This is a genomic window from Nonlabens sp. Ci31 (assembly GCF_012974865.1).
Classification (GTDB): Bacteria; Bacteroidota; Bacteroidia; order Flavobacteriales; family Flavobacteriaceae; genus Nonlabens.
Genome location: NZ_CP043633.1, coordinates 2,293,319 through 2,313,392, shown reverse-complemented (window position 1 = coordinate 2,313,392; position 20,074 = coordinate 2,293,319). Strand labels below are relative to the sequence as shown.

At 35.7% G+C, this 20,074-nt stretch carries 14 protein-coding genes and 2 pseudogenes; 14 read left to right on the top strand and 2 right to left on the bottom strand.

What is annotated here, in order from left to right; genetic code table 11:
• The first annotated feature begins 292 nt into the window (after window positions 1–292).
• From F0365_RS10210 to F0365_RS10155, 12 genes and pseudogenes are all read left to right on the top strand, one after another.
• Window positions 293–2,983 (top strand): annotated as a pseudogene (locus F0365_RS10210) (sodium:solute symporter family transporter).
• Window positions 2,984–2,997: 14 nt separating this feature from the next.
• On the top strand, window positions 2,998–3,363 hold the full coding sequence (locus F0365_RS10205) for a response regulator transcription factor (protein ID WP_169933591.1): 366 nt from the start codon (window positions 2,998–3,000) through the stop codon (window positions 3,361–3,363).
• A 295-nt stretch (window positions 3,364–3,658) separates the two neighbouring features.
• Window positions 3,659–5,554, top strand: a complete 1,896-nt coding sequence (locus F0365_RS10200) for an AMP-binding protein (protein WP_169933590.1) — start codon at window positions 3,659–3,661, stop codon at window positions 5,552–5,554.
• A gap of 10 nt (window positions 5,555–5,564) precedes the next feature.
• The gene (gene acs / locus F0365_RS10195; protein WP_169933589.1) at window positions 5,565–7,472 is read left to right on the top strand and encodes an acetate--CoA ligase; all 1,908 of its coding nucleotides are present in this window, start codon (window positions 5,565–5,567) and stop codon (window positions 7,470–7,472) included.
• A 41-nt stretch (window positions 7,473–7,513) separates the two neighbouring features.
• Entirely contained in the window at window positions 7,514–7,996 is a 483-nt protein-coding gene (locus F0365_RS10190; RefSeq protein WP_169933588.1) for an acetyl-CoA carboxylase biotin carboxyl carrier protein subunit, read from the top strand.
• 75 nt (window positions 7,997–8,071) lie between these two features.
• On the top strand, window positions 8,072–9,544 hold the full coding sequence (gene accC / locus F0365_RS10185; protein WP_169933587.1) for an acetyl-CoA carboxylase biotin carboxylase subunit: 1,473 nt from the start codon (window positions 8,072–8,074) through the stop codon (window positions 9,542–9,544).
• A gap of 2 nt (window positions 9,545–9,546) precedes the next feature.
• Window positions 9,547–11,088 (top strand): acyl-CoA carboxylase subunit beta, encoded by a 1,542-nt coding sequence (locus tag F0365_RS10180; RefSeq protein WP_169933586.1) that lies wholly within the window; start codon window positions 9,547–9,549, stop codon window positions 11,086–11,088.
• A 152-nt stretch (window positions 11,089–11,240) separates the two neighbouring features.
• Window positions 11,241–12,431 carry an MFS transporter gene (locus F0365_RS10175; protein WP_169933585.1) on the top strand — a complete coding sequence of 397 codons (1,191 nt, stop codon included), beginning with the start codon at window positions 11,241–11,243 and terminating at the stop codon, window positions 12,429–12,431.
• A 228-nt stretch (window positions 12,432–12,659) separates the two neighbouring features.
• Window positions 12,660–13,082 carry a hypothetical protein gene (locus tag F0365_RS10170; protein ID WP_169933584.1) on the top strand — a complete coding sequence of 141 codons (423 nt, stop codon included), beginning with the start codon at window positions 12,660–12,662 and terminating at the stop codon, window positions 13,080–13,082.
• Window positions 13,075–13,533: pseudogene (locus F0365_RS10165) on the top strand (redoxin domain-containing protein); the annotation flags it as partial. The gene F0365_RS10170 and the pseudogene F0365_RS10165, both read left to right, overlap by 8 nt.
• Window positions 13,534–13,596: 63 nt before the next feature.
• Window positions 13,597–14,070, top strand: coding sequence for a Dps family protein (locus tag F0365_RS10160; protein ID WP_169933583.1), 474 nt, complete (start codon window positions 13,597–13,599; stop codon window positions 14,068–14,070).
• 25 nt (window positions 14,071–14,095) lie between these two features.
• Window positions 14,096–14,704 (top strand): class I SAM-dependent methyltransferase, encoded by a 609-nt coding sequence (locus F0365_RS10155; RefSeq protein ID WP_169933582.1) that lies wholly within the window; start codon window positions 14,096–14,098, stop codon window positions 14,702–14,704.
• Between the two features lie 97 nt (window positions 14,705–14,801).
• Here the strand turns inward: F0365_RS10155 and F0365_RS10150 are convergent, their stop codons facing one another.
• Both F0365_RS10150 and F0365_RS10145 read right to left on the bottom strand, forming a co-directional pair.
• On the bottom strand, window positions 14,802–16,904 hold the full coding sequence (locus tag F0365_RS10150) for a TonB-dependent receptor domain-containing protein (protein WP_169933581.1): 2,103 nt from the start codon (window positions 16,902–16,904) through the stop codon (window positions 14,802–14,804).
• 83 nt (window positions 16,905–16,987) lie between these two features.
• The gene (locus tag F0365_RS10145) at window positions 16,988–17,353 is read right to left on the bottom strand and encodes a hypothetical protein (protein WP_169933580.1); all 366 of its coding nucleotides are present in this window, start codon (window positions 17,351–17,353) and stop codon (window positions 16,988–16,990) included.
• A 268-nt stretch (window positions 17,354–17,621) separates the two neighbouring features.
• Here F0365_RS10145 and F0365_RS10140 point away from each other — a divergent pair, with 268 nt between their 5' ends.
• Window positions 17,622–18,968, top strand: coding sequence for a cytochrome ubiquinol oxidase subunit I (locus tag F0365_RS10140; protein ID WP_169933579.1), 1,347 nt, complete (start codon window positions 17,622–17,624; stop codon window positions 18,966–18,968).
• A gap of 10 nt (window positions 18,969–18,978) precedes the next feature.
• On the top strand, window positions 18,979–20,016 hold the full coding sequence (gene cydB, locus F0365_RS10135) for a cytochrome d ubiquinol oxidase subunit II (protein WP_169933578.1): 1,038 nt from the start codon (window positions 18,979–18,981) through the stop codon (window positions 20,014–20,016).
• Window positions 20,017–20,074 lie beyond the last annotated feature (58 nt).

Sequence of the window (20,074 nt, the reverse complement as noted above, 5' to 3'; positions counted from 1 at the left end):
AATTGTTGTAGAGAACCTCACTTTCGCGAAAGCGAAACAAACATTCAAAATCTAGAGTCAAGAACTATATTTATCTAAATTAGTAGCCTATATTATACCTTATAAATGAAAAAACGCCACGAGCAAAAACTAATAGTCCTTTCGATAGCTTTATTTTTAGTATTCAATATACCCTTTGTTCTCATTTTTAATTTTGAAGGAGCTGTATGGGGCTTCCCTACCTTCTACTTTTCTGTTTTTTCTATCTGGCTTCTTTCTATAATTATTTCTGGTATTGTACTAAAAAGATATTATGAATAATTATGCACTCATAGTGATCATCGTCGCTTATCTAGCGGTGCTGTTCTTCATTGCGTTTCTTGCAGAAAAAAAGAAAAAAAGCAAATGGGTTAATAATCCTTATGTCTATACTTTATCATTAGCGGTTTATTGCTCTGCATGGACTTACTATGGTAGTGTAGGTATTGCAGCTAACTCTGGAATTGATTTTTTACCTATTTATTTGGGTCCAGTAATTGCCGCGCCACTATGGATTCTGGTACTTAGAAAAGTCATAAGAATCTCTAACCAAAACAAAATTTCTTCGATAGCAGATTTTATTTCTTTACGCTACGGGAACAATAGATTTTTAGGAGCGTTAGTGACTTTAATATGCCTATTTGGTACCATTCCTTATATTTCTTTACAGCTTAAAGCGGTTTCTGAAACCTTTGAAATCATCGCAGACAATACGAGCTATGTTTCCACTACAATATTAGACGATTCTACTTTTTACGTAGCATTACTGCTCGCCATATTTGCAGCTTTCTTTGGAACACAAAATACCGATGCTTCAGAAAAGCACACGGGAATTATTACTGCGGTTGCTTTTGAATCAATATTAAAGCTCGTGTTTTTTCTCATTATAGGGATCTACATCACCTTTTATCTATTTAATGGCACAACAGATATTTATAATCAAGTAGCAGTGATGGATAATTTTAAAGAACTCACCAGCCTTTCTGGATTAGAGGATGGGTTTAACTGGTTCTTTATGATTGCTCTATCTTTTATGGCTATCTTTTTACTGCCACGCCAGTTTCAAGTATCCGTATTAGAAAACAACCGAGAAAAATATTTAAAAAAAGCGATATGGCTATTCCCTTTATATCTTTTGTTGTTCAACGTTTTTGTAATTTTTATTGCTTGGGCTGGTAAAATCACATTTGGAGATAGCGCAAATGCCGAATATTACTCACTGCTCTTGCCCCTAGACAGTGGCAATTCTTTTCTTGCTACACTGGTTTTCCTTGGTGGTTTTTCTGCGGTAATATCTATGGTAGTGGTGTCCACCTTAGCACTATCCATTATGGTAAGTAACAACCTTATCATCCCTTATGGTTTTTTAGATAAGTTTATAAAAAGTCACACAGAGCGTAATGAGAAATACATCAAGAATATTAGGCGCATTTCTATTTTTTCCATTATAATCACTGCTTATTTTTTCTATGTGTCATTTTCAAAACAATTGTCTTTGTATTCTATCGGACTTATTTCTTTTGTAATTATTGCACAACTAGCACCCTCTTTTTTTATAGGCCTTTTCTGGAATCGTGGCTCTTCAAAAGGTGCGATCGTTGGAATTATTACAGGATTTTGCATCACTATATATACCCTACTACTTCCATTTACATTAGAAGCATATACAGGTTCTGACAATTTTACTCAATATGGATTAAACGGTATTGCTGCACTCAAGCCTTATGCCTTATTTGGAATAGACTTCCTGAGTCCACCAGCACACGCTTTATTCTGGAGTATTTTATTTAATCTTTTAAGCTATTTAGTCTTTTCAATTATCTCAAAAGGAAATTACAGAGAACGCAATTATGCTGAAATGTTTGTGGACAGTACAAATTTTACTGCTTTACAAGACAGCGCACTCGTCTGGAAAGGAGAAGCTTATGTGGCCGACATTAAAAATGTGCTGGTTCGATTTCTTGGGGAGAAAAAAGCTGCTAGAGCTTTGAATATATTCTTTACTACATATAAATTACCACAAGACACACAACTAGCAGATGCGAGATTAGTTAATTTTTCTGAAAAACTATTGACAGGAAGTATAGGAAGTGCATCAGCAAAAATTCTAATTGCTAGTGTCGTAAAAGAAGAGCAAATAAGTCTCGTGGAAGTACTTAGAATATTAGAAGAGTCCAAGGAGAATATTGTGAGTAATAAAATACTTCTTGAAAAATCGGTCGAATTATCACATCTGTCTTCAAAATTAAAAAATGCCAATCAAGAATTAGTAGATAAAGACAAGCAAAAAGATGAATTTCTAGACACGGTAGCACACTAGCTAAAAACACCTATTACCGGGATAAGAACAGCCACAGAACTATTAATGGATGATGAAGATGACATGCCTAAAGAAATTAAAAAGCAATTTCTTACGAACATACTTCAAGATTCAGATAGGCTCGGGAGGCTTATCAATAACATATTAGACTTTGAAAAGCTAGAAACTGGAAGACTAAACTTAGATGTCAATTACCTAGACATTCAAGAAACTATAAAAAAAGCTGTAGCAAACACACAACATATAGCCGCAAAAAAAGGAATTACTCTAAGTATTAAAAACAAGCAACGCTTTAAAATGAATTATGATGAAGATAGAATTCTTCAAGTTTTTACAAATCTAATCTCCAACTCCATTAAGTTTTGTGAACCAGAATCAGGACATATAGAAATAGATTACAAACTAGGAAATACCACTTTAGAAATAGCCGTAACAGATAATGGCAAAGGAGTTCCCGCAGAAGATATGGAATATGTGTTTGATAAATTTTACCAGTCTAAACATCAAAACACCATTAAACCCATAGGCAGTGGACTAGGACTTGCTATAACTAAACAAATTATTGAAAAGCATCATGGAAAAATATGGGTAGATAAGACATTAAAATCAGGTGCTAAATTTGTTTTTACCTTACCAATTAGTTAAATTGTACGTCTTATATGGAACACAAGATTTTAATCGTTGATGATGAGCCCAATATTGTCATGTCGCTGGAATACGCCTTTAAGAAAAAGGGCTTTAAAGTATTTATAGCAAGGGATGGAAGTGAAGCTTTAGAGATCATAGAAAATCATATTCCTGACGTGGTATTATTAGATGTGATGATGCCTAATGTGGATGGATATGAAACATTAAAACAAATAAAAAACAAAAAGAATCTAGAAGCTACAAAAGTAGTTTTCTTAACCGCAAAAAATAAAGCTTCAGATATTGAAGAAGGATTAAAACTCGGAGCTGATAAATATTTAACAAAACCTTTTTCAATTAAAAAAGTAGTTTCAGAAATTCTGGAACTCGTGACTTAAAAGCAGTCTTACAAATCTTACTTAAATATTGGTTTTGTATGCAAACAAACTATGTTTAATTAAAGTTTAAAGACATGAATTTTACGATAAACCCAAAAACATCAGATATTGTTATCACCCTATATGCGGTCATCACTCTATTCTGTAGAATAAAATTTGAAAGTGAATCAGGTGTTGGTGTTCTACAATCACTTGTCATAGGCGCATGCCTTGTTGCCCTTCCATGGTCTCTTATAAAATTAAAAATTCTCAATCCCGATTGGTTTTGTCTTTTTACATCTAAAAACTCAAAGCCATGAGTTATGTAGATTTTTATAGAAAAAGTATGGATCATCCAGAACATTTTTGGAAGACACAAGCTGCGCAACTAGACTGGTATAAAATGCCTCAAAACATCCTGTCTAAAAATAAAAGCGACCACAATCAATGGTTTGAAGATGGCAAACTCAACTTGAGTTATCTCTGCATCGATACCCATATCAAAAATGGTTATGGTGAGCAAGATGCCATTATTTACGACTCGCCTGTAACGGCAACAAAAGAGCATATTAGCTACTATAAATTGCACCTAGAAGTTTCAAAATTAGCCGGAGGATTGCAAAGCTTGGGAATTGAAAAAGGAGATACCGTCATCATTTATATGCCCATGATTCCGCAGGCGTTGTATGCAATGCTGGCATGCCTGAGAATAGGCGTTGTACATTCTGTAGTGTTTGGTGGTTTTGCGCCTCAGGAGTTGGCCATACGTATTGATGACTGCAAACCTAAAGCCATTATCACAGCTTCTAATGGGATAGAAATAGATCGCATAATCCCTTATAAACCTTTTGTGGATGACGCTTTCGCGAAAGCGAAACACCAACCAGATCACGTCATTGTATACGACAGGAAACTAGGAGTACAAATTCCTGCAAAACCTTATGATATAGATTATGCACATCTCGTAGAAACCTCCAATTCTATCGAAGCGGTGCCCGTAGCCTCAACGCACCCATCTTACATTCTATATACCTCAGGAACAACTGGAACGCCCAAGGGAATTATAAGAGATACAGGTGGTTATGCTACTGCATTGAAATTCTCCATGAAATACATTTATGGAGTGGATGAAGGAGACAGCTTCTGGGCAGCAAGTGATGTGGGTTGGGTAGTTGGACATAGCTACATTGCTTATGGTCCTTTACTCAACAGGAATACGACGGTTCTATTTGAAGGAAAACCTGTAAGAACACCAGACGCCTCTACCTTTTGGCGCGTGATTAGTGAGCACCGTGTAAAAGTTATGTTTACCGCTCCTACTGCCATTAGGGCCATTAAAAAAGAAGACCCTGATGGCGTGATGATTCAATCATTTGATATCTCTTGTTTAAAATACCAATTTCTGGCTGGAGAACGTTGTGATGTCAGCACATTAACATGGACTCAAGAGAAATTAAAAGTTCCCGTCATAGACCACTGGTGGCAAACTGAAAGTGGCTGGCCCATGTTAGCAAATATGGTGGGCGTAGAATTACAGCCTATAAAAGGAGGCTCTGCAGGTTTTCCTGTTTGTGGCTATGATATACGAATTGTAAACGATGAAGGAAAAGAAGTAACTGCTGGAGTTGAAGGTTATGTTACTGTAAAATTACCATTACCACCAGGAATGTTAAGCAATCTATGGGGTAATCCAGAACGATTCAAATCTGATTATTTAGACCGTTTTCCAGGCTATTATTTTTCTGGTGATGGAGGTTATAGAGACGAAGATGGATATGTATTTATTACTGGTCGCGTGGACGATGTTATCAACGTAGCTGGACATAGACTATCTACTGCCGGAATGGAGGAAGTCATCGCCTCTCATAAATCAGTGGCAGAGTGCGCCGTTTTTGGTGTGCATTGCGATTTAAAAGGACAAAAACCATTAGGGCTTATCGTTTTAAAACCTGAATACCTAGCTGATGAACTTCATATTCCGCAGGAAATTATCCAAGCCTTAAGACGTGAAATAGGTGCTGTTGCCTCTTTTAAAGATATACTTGTGGTGAACCGATTACCTAAAACAAGAAGTGGTAAAATACTTCGTAAATTACTACGCCATATAGCAGACGAACTTCAATACAACATCCCATCTACCATAGATGACCTATCCATAATAGAAGAAATTAAATCCATATATCAAGCCCAAGGCATTGGGATTCATAAATAAAAAAAAAGCCATGAGTAATTATCATATAAAACACCTAGAAGAATATTATCAAGTATATAGAAAATCAGTAAATAACCCTGAAGCATTTTGGGAAGAAATTGCCGAAGAACACTTTCTATGGCGCAAGAAATGGGACCAAGTTTTAAGTTGGGACTTTAAAAAACCAGAAGTAAAATGGTTTGAAGGTGCAAAATTAAACATTACAGAAAACTGCATCGATAGACATCTCGCTACTAGAGGCGATAAAACAGCCATCCTATTTGAACCTAACGATCCTAAAGAAGCTCCTCAACATATTACTTATAGAGAATTATACCATCGTGTCAATAAGTTTGCAAATGTGCTGAAAGCTAAAGGAATTAAAAAAGGGGATCGCATATGTATTTATTTACCTATGATTCCAGAGTTAGCTATCTCCATATTAGCTTGCGCGCGCATAGGAGCCATACATTCTGTGGTATTTGCAGGTTTTTCTTCGATTGCAATTGCTACCAGAATTAAGGATAGCGATTGTAAAATGGTCATCACATCAGATGGATCCTATCGCGGTGCAAAAACAATCGATTTAAAAGGAATTGTAGATGAGGCCTTAAAAGATTGTAGCTGTGTAGAAAGTGTTTTAGTTGCCAAACGCATACATACAGAAATCAGTATGAAAGAAGGTCGTGATGAATGGTTGCAGCCTTTGTTAGACGAGGCTTCAACAGAGCTTGTCGCTACCGTTATGGATGCAGAAGATCCTTTATTCATCTTATATACCTCTGGTTCTACTGGCATGCCCAAAGGAATGGTGCATACCACAGCTGGCTATATGGTGTATAGCGCCTATACTTTTAAGAATGTATTTCAATATAAAGAAAATGATGTGTATTGGTGTACGGCAGACATAGGTTGGATCACTGGACACAGTTATATAGTTTATGGCCCGTTAGCAAACGGAGCAACAACCCTTATGTTTGAAGGCGTACCAAGCTATCCAGATTATGGACGCTTTTGGGAAATTGTAGAAAAACATCAAGTGACTCAATTCTATACAGCTCCTACAGCTATTAGAGCACTTGCAAAAGAAGGTGTGGAACACGTCGAAAAGTATGATTTATCATCTTTAAAAGTTTTAGGAACCGTAGGAGAACCTATTAATGAAGAGGCATGGCACTGGTATGACGATAACATCGGAAAGAAAAAATCGCCTATTGTGGATACGTGGTGGCAAACTGAAACTGGCGGTATTATGATAACACCTATTCCATATGTGACACCAACAAAACCTACTTACGCCACCTTACCATTTATAGGTATTCAACCCGCATTGTTAGATGAACATGGCAAAGAAATAAACGGTAATCAAGTAGATGGCCGTTTGTGCATAAAATTCCCATGGCCTGGTATCGCAAGAACTATCTGGGGAAATCACCAACGTTATAAAGACACTTATTTCTCTGCTTTTGAAAACATGTACTTTACAGGAGATGGCGCATTGAGAGATGAAGTAGGTTATTACAGAATAACCGGTCGTGTAGATGATGTAATTATAGTCTCTGGACATAATCTGGGCACAGCTCCTATAGAAGATGCTATAAATGAACATCCAGCAGTTTCTGAAAGTGCTATAGTAGGTTTCCCACATGATGTCAAAGGAAACGCATTGTATGGATATGTAACCTTAAAAGAAACTGGAGAAAGCAGAAACCACGATAATTTAAGAAAAGAAATCAATCAAATTATTACCGAACAAATCGGGCCCATTGCAAAACTTGATAAAATCCAATTTACGGAAAGTTTACCTAAAACTCGTTCTGGGAAAATAATGCGTCGCATACTTAGAAAAATAGCAGGAAACGACACAAGCGATCTGGGTGACACGAGTACACTATTGAATCCAGAATGTGTACAAGATATTATGGACAAGGTTTTATAATTTACTATTTCTCCTTAACTTTTAAAAAATTATTGCAGCTTATGAGCAACTATATTATTCACGTGGATCAACAAGATTTTTCTGTTACTACTAATGATTTATCATCTCTAGATATACATCAAATTTCTACTACTAATTTTCATTTATTACAAGATCATCAAGCCTATGATGTGGAAATAATTACCGAAAAATTGATTGAAAAAACAATGACCATTATGGTGAATGGAAACAGTTATCGCGTAAAAATTGATGATGAGCATGACACAATGGTTGCTCAAATGGGACTTTTTGAAAAAACAGAAACAAAATCCAATAATATTATGGCTCCTATGCCTGGCTACATTATTGACATAATGGTTAACGCTGGTGATCCTATTGAAAAGGGCACACCGCTCTTTGTATTATCTGCCATGAAAATGGAAAATGTCATTCTTTCTGACGGTAAAGGTATTGTAAAATCAATTGAAGCTAAAATTGATGATTCAGTGGATAAAGGGCAACTTATTATCGAGATGGAAAGTTAGATTTCTAAAAGTTTAATAGAAGAGAAGACCTTAATAATAGTACCGCTTTCGCGAAAGCGGAGTTAAAATAAAAGTATGAAAAAAATACTAATAGCAAACCGTGGAGAAATCGCTATAAGAGTCATGAAAACTGCTCAAAAGATGGGTATTAAAACTGTCGCAGTTTATTCTGAAGCTGACCGTGGTGCACCTCATGTACGTTTTGCAAACGAAGCCGTTTTGCTAGGACCTGCACCTTCTTCAGAATCCTATCTCGTGATGGAAAAAGTGATTCAAGCAGCCAAAGATACTGGCGCTGATGCGATACATCCTGGATATGGTTTCTTAAGCGAAAATGCAAAATTTGCACAATTAGTTGAAGATGCTGGGATCGTTTTTATAGGTCCCAAACCACATGCTATTCAAGTAATGGGTAATAAACTAGCGGCAAAAGAAGCGGTACGTGATTATAATATCCCGATGGTTCCTGGCATTGAAGAAGCAATAACTGACGTAGCACTTGCAGAGAAAGTTGCTCTAGAAATAGGCTTTCCTATTTTAATCAAAGCCTCTGCTGGTGGTGGTGGAAAAGGAATGAGGATCGTTGAAAATATACAGGAGCTGCCAGAACAAATGGAAAGAGCCATAAGTGAAGCAAAAGCCGCTTTTGGAGATGGGTCTGTATTCATTGAAAAATATGTCGGTTCTCCTAGACATATTGAAATTCAAATACTTGCCGACACTCATGGAAATATAGTCCATCTTTTTGAACGAGAATGTAGCGTGCAAAGACGTCATCAAAAAGTAGTAGAAGAAGCTCCTTCTGTGGTTCTTACTCCTGAGATACGAAAAACAATGGGTGAAGCTGCTATAAAAGTGGCTAAGGCTTGCGATTATGTTGGTGCTGGAACAGTCGAATTTCTGCTCGATGAAAATAAGAAATTTTACTTTCTGGAAATGAATACGCGTTTACAAGTGGAGCATCCTGTTACCGAATTGATATCGGGAATTGATCTGGTAGAACAACAAATTAAAGTCGCACGCGGTGAAAAACTAGCGTTTACTCAAGAAGATTTATCTATAACAGGTCACGCTCTGGAAGTAAGAGTATATGCTGAAGATCCACTAGAAAATTTCACTCCTAGCATTGGTAAGCTATCTGTTTACAAGCTTCCAACTGGTGAGGGAATAAGGGTGGATAATGGTTTTGAAGAAGGAATGGAGGTACCTATTTACTACGACCCTATGCTATCTAAGTTGATTACTTACGGGAAAAATAGAGAAGAAGCCATTCAGTTAATGATAAAGGCGATTGATCATTATAAAGTGGAAGGTATTGCCACTACGCTACCTTTTGGCAAATTTGTTTGCGAGCATGAGGCGTTTAGATCAGGGAATTTTGACACTCATTTTGTGAAAAATTATTATTCGCCAGACCAACTAAAAAAACAATATACAGAAGAGCGTAAAATAGCAGCTTTAGTAGGTTTACAACTGTATCTTAAAAATCAGAAAACAGTAAAAGCTCCTTTGAAGATCAGTTCAAATTGGGATAAAAGAAATAAGTAACCATGGAAGATAAGAAGCAAATACTCGCAGATAAATTGACGCTAGCTCTTTTAGGAGGTGGGCAAGAACGTATAAAGAAGCAACATGCAAAAGGAAAGTTAACCGCAAGAGAACGGGTACATTTTTTACTAGATGACGGGTCCTTTGAAGAAATGGGAGCTTTAGTAACGCATCGCACCAAGGATTTTGGTATGGAGAAACAACTATTTTATGGGGATGGCGTAGTCACTGGCTACGGAACCATAAACGGAAGACAGGTTTGTGTTTTTGCGCAAGACTTTACTGTTTTTGGAGGTGCCCTTTCAGAAACACACGCCGAAAAGATTTGTAAAGTAATGGATATGGCGATGAAAATAGGTGTTCCTGTTATCGGTTTAAATGATAGCGGTGGTGCTCGAATTCAAGAAGGAGTGCGTTCCTTAGGTGGCTATGCAGATATCTTTCATAGAAATGTAATGGCATCAGGAATGATTCCTCAAATATCTGCAATTATGGGACCTTGTGCCGGTGGTGCCGTCTATTCTCCTGCAATGACCGATTTTACCTTGATGGTAGAAAACTCCAGCTATATGTTTGTTACTGGTCCTAATGTAGTTAAGACAGTAACAAATGAAGTCGTTACTGCCGAAGAATTAGGCGGTGCCAAAACACATGCGACTAAATCTGGAGTGACGCATTTAACAGCTGCAAACGATATTCAATGTATCCATCAGATCAAACAGATGCTGAGTTATATGCCTCAAAATTGTGAAGATAAACCTGCAGATATGCCGTTTGAATTAGATGACGAAATCCGTCTTGGTCTGGAAGATCTCGTTCCAGAAAATGCCAATCAGCCTTATGATATGAAGCTTGTTATTCAAGAAATTATCGATACCGATTCTTTCTTTGAAATCCATAAAGACTATGCAGATAACATAGTCGTTGGTTTTGGAAGATTAGCAGGTAAAAGTATAGGTATAGTAGCAAATCAACCCCTCAGTCTTGCAGGAGTTTTAGATGTGGATAGTTCTAAAAAAGCAGCTCGTTTTACTCGATTCTGTGACTGTTTTAACATTCCTATTTTGGTATTGGTTGATGTGCCAGGATTTCTTCCAGGTACTGATCAAGAATGGAATGGAATTATCACAAATGGAGCAAAATTATTATATGCCTTAAGTGAAGCTACTGTGCCTAAAGTAACGGTAATTACCAGAAAAGCATATGGTGGTGCATACGATGTGATGAACTCTAAGCATATAGGTGCAGATATGAATTATGCCTGGCCAGGAGCTGAAATTGCTGTGATGGGAGCAAAAGGAGCTAGTGAAATTATATTCAGAAAAGAGATCAACTCTGCCAAAGATCCTGTTGCCAAATTAGCAGAAAAGGAAGCTGAATACGCTGAAAAATTTGCTAATCCTTATAGTGCTGCAGAACGAGGATTTATTGATGAGGTTATATTACCAAAGAATACAAGAAGAAAATTAATCAAAGCTTATACGCTGCTCGAAAATAAGGCAGCTACTTTGCCTAAAAAGAAACACGGTAATATTCCCTTATAAAAGATTAAAAGAGATCATTATAGTTCTTAAAAAAAAACATTTATAATTTTGAGCTTCATTTAAAGCCATTTACTGATTGGAAGACCGGTTCATTTCCAAAGGAATTACCAATTTTAATACTCAATATTCCATAAATTTAAAAAAGACTATTATTGAAAAACTCTAAGTTTATACTTCTAGTGATCGTGCTCTCTCAATTCTGCTGCACGTCACTTTGGTTTGCTGGGAACGCGGTGGTCAATGATCTTGTGATAAATTTTGATCTTAAAGCTAGCGCTTTAGGCCACTTAACTTCATCCGTACAATTTGGTTTTATTAGTGGCACATTGACTTTTGCAATTTTAACTATTGCTGACCGTTTTTCACCGTCAAAAGTGTTTTTCATATGTGCTGTACTGGGGTCGCTTTTTAATTTAGCTGCCATTTGGGACGCTAACAATTTTTTAAGTTTGCTATTATTACGTTTTTTTAACGGCTTTTTTCTTGCAGGAATTTATCCCATTGGGATGAAAATAGCTTCAGATTATTATAAAAAAGGGCTTGGTAAGTCACTTGGTTTTTTAGTTGGAGCATTGGCATTGGGTACGGCATTCCCACATTTACTAAAGGAAACAACAGGAGCATATTCTTGGGAATCTGTAATGATATGGACTTCTTCTCTTAGCGTCTTGGGCGGGGTATTAATAGTTACACTAGTTCCTGATGGACCCTATAGAAAATCCAGCCCTAAAATAGACTTATCAGCTTTTTTTGAGGTGTTTCAAAACCAAAAATTTCGTTCGGTTGCTTTTGGTTACTTTGGTCATATGTGGGAGCTTTATGCCTTTTGGGTTTTTATACCTTTTATGCTAAAAAAGTATAGTTTAGAGCATCCGCAAGTGTTGTTTAATGTTCCTGTATTATCTTTTATAATCATCAGCTTTGGAGGCTTGGCTTGTGTATTTTCTGGTTTTGTTTCACAGAAATTAGGAACTAAACGAATAGCATTTATAGCGCTATCTCTATCTTGCTTATGTTGCCTAATTTCCCCTTTTCTGTTTACTAGTAATTCTGAAGGTCTTTTTGTCAGCTTTCTAATATTTTGGGGAATGGTTGTCATAGCAGACTCTCCCCTTTTATCAACACTAGTAGCGCAACATGCACCTGCAGAAATAAAAGGCACTGCACTCACCATTGTTAATTGTATTGGTTTTACGGTAACTATAATTAGTATTCAGTTCATTTCAAAAATGACAGAATGGACGGATTCCAATGCTATTTATATGATTCTGGCAATAGGTCCTATCTTGGGTTTGACTGCTTTAATGAGAACTAAGTTAAAAGACAGCTTAACTATTTTATAAACCTGTTTTTTAAGCCTATAGAACAGGAATCGATGCTTCTGGAGATATGGAAACTATAAAAAGGATGCAAGCCAAGCATGTAGCCTATTTTATCGAAGGGTACAGAAACAATTAATTAGAGTATTTATTTCAAAGCAGATCAACCAATCTTCTAAAATAAAAAAGATCAATGCATGCTATTTTAAACTAGCCGATACTTTTTATAAAGTGATTTCTCAAGTCAAAGGAATGAAGTCTATCATCAAAGAACAAAAAGAAATGGTTGTAAATACCATCGAGAAAGTTAGAGAACACATCCCTATCAATAAAGCATTAAAAGTATTCAACATTTCCAGAAGCACTTTTGAAAATTATAAATCTATTGTGATTCATAAGTGTGAACCTTCTTATTTTAATTGGTGTGCGCGTAGGTTTTCCCATCAACTTCTATCTACTGAGGTACGGACCATCAAAAAGTATAGGAGTGATGTCAATTATAAATTTTGGTCTAAGTCTTCTGTTTATCTAAAAGCAGTTCGAGATGGTGAGTTACCATGTGGTATGACCACTTTTTATAAATATTGTAGGTTACTTGGTTTTAAGAATCGTCCTAGAAAAAGAAAATCAGATGATTATCAGCCTTTAAAAACATCAACACCTAATGAAGTTTGATGCACTTAACACTGAGTTATTAGGATTAAGCATTGATAGTATTCACGCGCATTTAGGATGGGTACAAAATGTAAGAGAAAATACAGGAGTTTATTTTGACTTTCCTATCATAGCAGATATTGATATGAAAGTATCTAAACTGTATGGAATGCTTCAACCTAACGAAAGTGAGACTGCTGCAGTAAGAGCTGTGTTTTTTATAGATCCATCTAAAAAAATACGTTTAATTATGTATTACCCACTTAATGTAGGTCGTAATATGGACGAAATACTCCGTGCTTTAGACGCATTACAAATGTCAGACGAGCATAAAGTAGCAATGCCACTAGATTGGAAACGTGGAGATAAAGCAATTTGTCCACCACCAAAATCTTTAGACGCGCTAAACGAACGATTAGCAGATGATTCGGTAGAGAAAATCACCTGGTATCTTGCTAAGAAAGATATCTAAAATAAAACTAAGGGCTTTATGTAGTATTACTAAAGCCCTTTTTTAAACTTTAAAACCAATAAAATGAAAAACATAAACAACATTGGGTTAGATGATAAAGTATCACAAACCACCGCAGTACAATTGAATGATTTACTTTCAAACTATCAATTATTTTATATGAACCTAAGAGGATTTCATTGGAATATTAAAGGGAAAAAATTCTTTGAATTACATCTAAAGTTTGAGGAACTTTATAATGACGCTTTGATTAAGGTAGATGAAATAGCAGAGCGCGTACTTACATTAAGTGCAACACCATTGCATTCTTTTAAAAAATATCTAGATACTTCAGATATCAAGCCAGCAGAAAATGTAACTGATGGAGAAATAGCTATAGACAGTGTACTTGAAGCTTTAAAAACATTATTAGGTAAGGAAAGAGCAATTTTATCAATTGCTGCAGAAGCTAATGATGAAGGAACAGTTGCCTTGATGAGTGATTATATTGTACAACAAGAGAAACTTGTATGGATGCTCTCGGCTTACCAGAATTAGCAGCATTAAAATAAATTATATGTCTATGAAACAATATCCAGCACAATTTTGGAATGAGCGCTATGAAAAAGAAGAATATATTTATGGAACATCGCCTAATCAATTCTTTAAGGAGCAATTAGATACTTTACCATCGGGAAGCATTCTTTTACCAGCCGAAGGTGAAGGTCGTAATGCCCTATATGCTGCTAAGAATGGTTGGGATGTTACAGCTTTTGACATCAGTAGTATTGGCAAGGAAAAAGCAATAAAACTCGCAGTATCCCAAAACGTTACGATAGACTATCAAATAGAAAACGTGCTTAATTTTGAATCTGATAAACGGTTTGACACCATTGGGTTGAGCTATGCTCATTTTCCTGCTAATATTCGTAAAAAAGCTCATTTACATCTTTTAAAGTTTTTAAAACCCAAAGGTGTGGTCATTTTTGAAGCTTTCGCGAAAGCGCAACTGGGCAACCCCTCTGGTGGTCCTCAAAGTGAAGAAATGTTATTTTCCATTGAAGAGGTCAAGATCGAATTTCCCGACTTTGATTTTAAAATTCTCAAACAAGAAAGTATCACTTTATCTGAAGGAAATTATCACAAGGGAAATGCAGAAGTTATACGTTTTGTTGGAATGAAAAAGAAATAGTTTTTGGGTTAATTATAAAGTAATTAATAGAAATTATATAAAATGGAAAAGCCCTTTTGAGAATATCAAAAGGGCTTTTCCATTTTATAAAAAATCTTTAAAACGCATACTGAACAAATGCTGAAAAATTTCTTCCAGGGTCATTAATAGGCACTCTTGAAAAGTCAGCTTGATTCACAAAAGAGAAATTTAGGTGGTTATTATACGTTTCATCAAATACGTTAAGTACTGCAAGACCAATGTTCAACTTTTTTACTGGTTTAAAACCGAAACGTAAGTCTAAGGTTTCATAACCAGCTGTCTCTTGTTCGCTAAAACTTAAAGCAATTTCGTCTTGCTTTGATGTGATTTTATAATCTAAACTTGCCCAAAACTTTTCCTTTTCAAAACCTAGCCCTAAACGCGTTGTAAGAGGTGGTGTTAATGGTAAAGATTCATCAAGGTCTTTGTTTCTAGCATATACATAAGAAAATGCTGTGGAAAAATTAAAGTACTTTGCAAAATCTACCGCAGTCTCTGCTTCAAAACCAGTTTTATAGGCCTCATCAAGATTGATAAAACGTTTTACCTCTTGTGGTTGTGCATTAGGCATAAACTTTCTATCAAGGGTTGGGTCTACAACAGCAACAATGTAATTTTCATACAAGGCGTAATACCCAGAAATACTATAACGCAAAGCGTCTATTCCTTTTTCAAAACGCTTTCGTCCTTTTAAGCCTATTTCAAACTGGTTATTAACCTCTGCGTCAAGATTAGGATTACCCACATATTCAAAAGGATCTTGACCTATAGAAAAGTGATTTATATAACGCTCTATCATATTTGCAGACCGTACACCACGACCATAAGCAACTTCTAAAGTTGTATTATCTGAAAGCTTATGTTTCATAGAAACCGTTGCAGATACGTTGTGCTCTTCTCGCTGACCAAGATTGTCATACAGCTCTTGAAAATCTACCTCTGGGTCTTGAATGTCTGAAACGACCAAGTCATAACGTGCACCTGCGGTAAGCATCGTTTTATCAGTTATTGCATATTTGTTTTCTGCAAATACCCCAAAGTCATTTACATAAGAATCTTGCCATATTTTATCTTGAAACACCATAGGTTCTGGTAGTACATCTCCCATCATATTGCGCTTTACTACTCGTGTTCTTCCTCCATCCCGAGCGATAAGCATCGCATCTAGACCACCATATAGAATCCACTTTTCAGTAGGCTTCATCTTAAATTCTATCTTTCCACCAGCGGTAGATGCGTCTATGGTAGACAAAGCCTCGGTCATCATAAAAGATGGTCGTCTATTATTAGCCATAATATGATCTACATAAGAATAATATACTTTTGTATTGACCTCTTTTATAAAACCACTTAAGTCTGTTAATTTGTAATCCAGAGATAAAATGGAGCTGTTATCTTCTTCTGTATCCATAGGTAATCCCGCGTGTAAAACATTACGTCCATAAGACTGTCTCCAGTGAGCCTGAACTCTTTGGTTATCACTAATATTATATCCCAGGCGTAACCCATAGTCCAGGCTTCTAAATGAAGAAGGAATCTCAGTACCATCGCCATCTTCATAATTACCAAAATCGCGATAGCCTATATTTCCCACGATATCATACTTGTCAGTTATCTGATGTAGCTTTAAAGAAGAAACTAGCGAGTTTCCGTTAGACTCATAACCAGAATTCATACTACCGTGTAATCCACTATCCATTGCGCTAGGTTTTTGTGTTACGAGGTTAATAATGCCTCCAAAGGTTGCTCCATAACGCACGGTGTAAGGGCCTTTTATGACTTCTATTCTTTCAATCTCCTCTGGCACAACGTGGGTTGTAATGGGGTCCATCCTATTTGGACAAGCGTGTACTGCCTTTGTACCTCCATCAAACTGGATATTTAATTGCTCATATTGAGACGCTCTAAATGATGGATCTATGGCATAGTTCCCTCTTTTAATTAATGAAAAACCATTAAAATCATTAAATAGATCGGCAACGTTTTTGGGCTGAACTACTTTTTTGAGAAGGTCTGTTTTTACAGTTGTGAGCACTGGATCAGTTTTTCCTTGACCAGTTACAATAACAGTATTTAATTTTATAGGTTTTGTTTCAGTTGTATCTTTTTTTATTGTTTCCTGTGCAAATAATGACACAGGAATAAGTGCGCATAAAAGCGCTAGTCTTTTTATTTTCATTTTTTTTATTTTCAAAATTGAACCGCAATAATCTTGAGAGAACTAATTAAAGTTCTCACTTTGAGTTGTATTGTATGTAAAAATCATACCCGCGGAGGATGGAAAATAGAATGAAGATAAGTTTCTGTAGAAGTTATTAAATAGTAAAAGTCTTTCTGACCTAAAATAGCGGTAACATTTTGATGCTCTACACTTAATTCAGTATCACAAAACACTAATTGATCCCATTCTAATACTGGAATTGTTTGTTCTTTTTCTGATGAAGTATCGTTACTCACTTTACTTAAGTAACATTTACCATTGCATTGTAATTGAGGCTTGTCTTTATTCTCACATAATTGCTCAATAAAACTCTCCACGTCTAAAGTATACCAGCCATAAACAAGAGATACCCTAGCGCTATTGCTCAATAATAAAATGGATAATATAACTACGCTAAATAGCTTCACAGTGCAAAAATAAGAGATGTTTTGAAGTAAAAAACTGATAAAAATCACTTAGAGCTATTGATACATTTTTCGCTTTCGCGAAAGCGATATCTCCTTAGTGCTAACTTATCTAAGTCTTTACTTAAGCAAAAATAAAACTGAAATACTATTTTTAAAGCTACCTAGGTTACACAAATAAAAAAATAAAAAAAATATGCCTATATGTAACCTGTGTTACTCACATAAGTGGGATATATTTTTAACTTTGTTAAGAAAATATTTTACGACTATGGATACAGAAATTCTTGCTAGAATCCAGTTTGCTTTCACCATTGCTTTTCATTATATCTATCCACCATTAAGTATTGGTATAGGTCTAATTATGGTTATAATGGAAGGGATGTATTTAAAGACTGGGAACAAACACTACGAGATATTAACTCGTTTTTGGTTAAAAATATTTGCCATCACCTTCGGAATTGGTGTAGCTACAGGTCTTATAATGGAGTTTGAATTTGGTACCAATTGGGCCGTATACTCAAGATATGTTGGCGATATTTTTGGAAGTGCTTTAGCAGCAGAAGGTTTATTCGCATTCGGTTTAGAAAGTGCCTTTTTGGGAGTATTACTTTTCGGTTGGAATAGAGTTTCTCCAAAAGTTCACTTTATATCCACGATTGGAGTCTTTCTAGGTTCGATGTTTTCTGCAGTCTGGATTGTTGTAGCTAATAGTTGGCAGCAAACGCCTTCAGGTTATCATATAGTTGGTGAAGGCTTTAATGCAAGAGCAGAAGTCACAGATTTCTGGGAAATGGTTTTTAATCCTTCTAGTGTGGATAGAATTATTCACGTATGGCAAGGTGCATTTTTAGCAGGTGCATTTTTAGTGTTAAGTGTACACGCTTATTACCTTATTAAAGGACGATACGTAGAGATATCTAAAAAGGCATTTAAAATAGCTTTAGGCTTAGCAACTATAATTTCATTAACGCAACTACTTTCAGGACACAGTTCTGCAGAAGTCGTTGCTGAACATCAGCCGGCAAAATTAGCTGCGATGGAAGGGCATTATGATGCTAAAGGAGCAGCAGATATGTATTTATTTGGTTGGGTAGATGATGAGTCACAAGAAGTTACAGGACTTAAATTACCTGGTGGATTATCCTTTTTATTACATCAAGATTTTAATGAACCTGTAATAGGTTTAAACGCATTTCCAAAAGAAGACAGGCCAGGCCAAGTAAATGCAGTATTTCAATTCTATCATATTATGGTAAGCATTGGTATGTTTTTGATAGGGCTAACATTATATGCTAGTTTTCTATGGTGGCGTGGAACACTATTTGATAAAAAATGGCTGCTCAAGATTTTCGCATTCTCTGTGCTTTTACCGCAAATAGCTAATCAAGTAGGTTGGTTTGCAGCAGAAATGGGGAGGCAGCCTTGGATAGTTTATGGCCATTTAAGAACAAATGAAGGCTTCTCACAAGAAGTGTCGTCTAATCAGATTCTGTTTTCGTTAATATTATTTTTAGTGGTCTACACAATACTCTTTCTTTTATTTATCTATTCAGTAAATAAAAAGATAAAAAACGGTCCTTATGATGAAGCTAAAAATCCATTAGAAATTATTTAATAAAATGAATATGGAATATTTTTTAGGTATAGATTATCCCACACTTTGGTTTTTAGTTGTTGGTTTACTATTCTCTGGTTATGCTATTTTAGAAGGCTTTGATTATGGTGCTGGAGCGTGGCATTTATTTTTCAGAAAAGATTTAAGCAGACGTATTGCTATTAACGCAATTGGGCCTTTATGGGATGCTAATCAAGTATGGTTAGTTATAGGAGCTGGCGCATTATTTGCTGGTTTCCCAGTAATGTATGCTACAATGTTATCGTCTATGTACGTACCATTTATGCTTTTTCTAATGTTATTAGTACTTCGCTCTTCTGCTATTAAATTTAGAAGTGCAGAAAAAATGCTGTGGTGGCGCAAAACGTGGGACATTACCTATTTTATATCTAATGTGTTCATCTCATTTTTATTAGGAGTTGTTGTAGCTAATATTTTACAGGGCCTTGAAATAGGAGAAAACCTAAGCTATAAAGGCGGTATGTTTTTCTCATTCTTAAATCCTTATGCTATTATGGTTGGATTGACTACGGTATCCTTATTTATGACGCAAGGTGCTATATTTTTATTATTAAAGACAGAAGGTCGTTTGCACGCTAGATTAACCTTTTTGCTTAAAAAGGGTATGATTTTTTTCATTATTAGTTTTGCAGCAACATCCTTATATACATTAATATTTTTACCTGGAGTTACAGACAGGTTTAAAGAATATCCAATACTATTTATAGTTCCTGTTTTAGCATTTTTAGCAGTTGCAAATGTGCCAAGATTGGTCTCAAAGAAAAAATACGGAACTGCCTTAATTTTTTCCTCATTAACAATGGCGTTTTTGTTGATGTTAGTGGCTGTTCAATTATACCCAGTTTTACTGCCATCATCTATAGATCCAAAATATAGTGTTACTATTTATAACGCAGCATCATCTCAAAAGTCTTTGGGTATTATGTTGACAATTGTTTGTATTGGAGCACCTCTTTTAGGTGGTTATTTCTTGTTTTTATATAGAACATTTCACGGTAAAGTAAAATTAGATGACACTAGTTATTAGTAGTAATTAAATTAAAGAATAATCAAACAAGTAAAGGTTTGATTATTTTTTGTAGATT

Excerpts from the sequence above, each read along its gene's own strand:
- F0365_RS10160 (WP_169933583.1), top strand. The coding sequence starts at position 13,597 with ATGAAAAACATAAACAACATTGGGTTAGATGATAAAGTATCACAAACC.
- F0365_RS10155 (WP_169933582.1), top strand. The coding sequence starts at position 14,096 with ATGAAACAATATCCAGCACAATTTTGGAATGAGCGCTATGAAAAAGAA.
- F0365_RS10200 (WP_169933590.1), top strand. The coding sequence starts at position 3,659 with ATGAGTTATGTAGATTTTTATAGAAAAAGTATGGATCATCCAGAACAT.
- F0365_RS10205 (WP_169933591.1), top strand. The coding sequence starts at position 2,998 with ATGGAACACAAGATTTTAATCGTTGATGATGAGCCCAATATTGTCATG.
- acs (WP_169933589.1), top strand. The coding sequence starts at position 5,565 with ATGAGTAATTATCATATAAAACACCTAGAAGAATATTATCAAGTATAT.
- F0365_RS10190 (WP_169933588.1), top strand. The coding sequence starts at position 7,514 with ATGAGCAACTATATTATTCACGTGGATCAACAAGATTTTTCTGTTACT.
- accC (WP_169933587.1), top strand. The coding sequence starts at position 8,072 with ATGAAAAAAATACTAATAGCAAACCGTGGAGAAATCGCTATAAGAGTC.
- F0365_RS10180 (WP_169933586.1), top strand. The coding sequence starts at position 9,547 with ATGGAAGATAAGAAGCAAATACTCGCAGATAAATTGACGCTAGCTCTT.
- F0365_RS10140 (WP_169933579.1), top strand. The coding sequence starts at position 17,622 with ATGGATACAGAAATTCTTGCTAGAATCCAGTTTGCTTTCACCATTGCT.
- cydB (WP_169933578.1), top strand. The coding sequence starts at position 18,979 with ATGGAATATTTTTTAGGTATAGATTATCCCACACTTTGGTTTTTAGTT.
- F0365_RS10170 (WP_169933584.1), top strand. The coding sequence starts at position 12,660 with ATGAAGTCTATCATCAAAGAACAAAAAGAAATGGTTGTAAATACCATC.
- F0365_RS10150 (WP_169933581.1), bottom strand. The coding sequence starts at position 16,904 with ATGAAAATAAAAAGACTAGCGCTTTTATGCGCACTTATTCCTGTGTCA.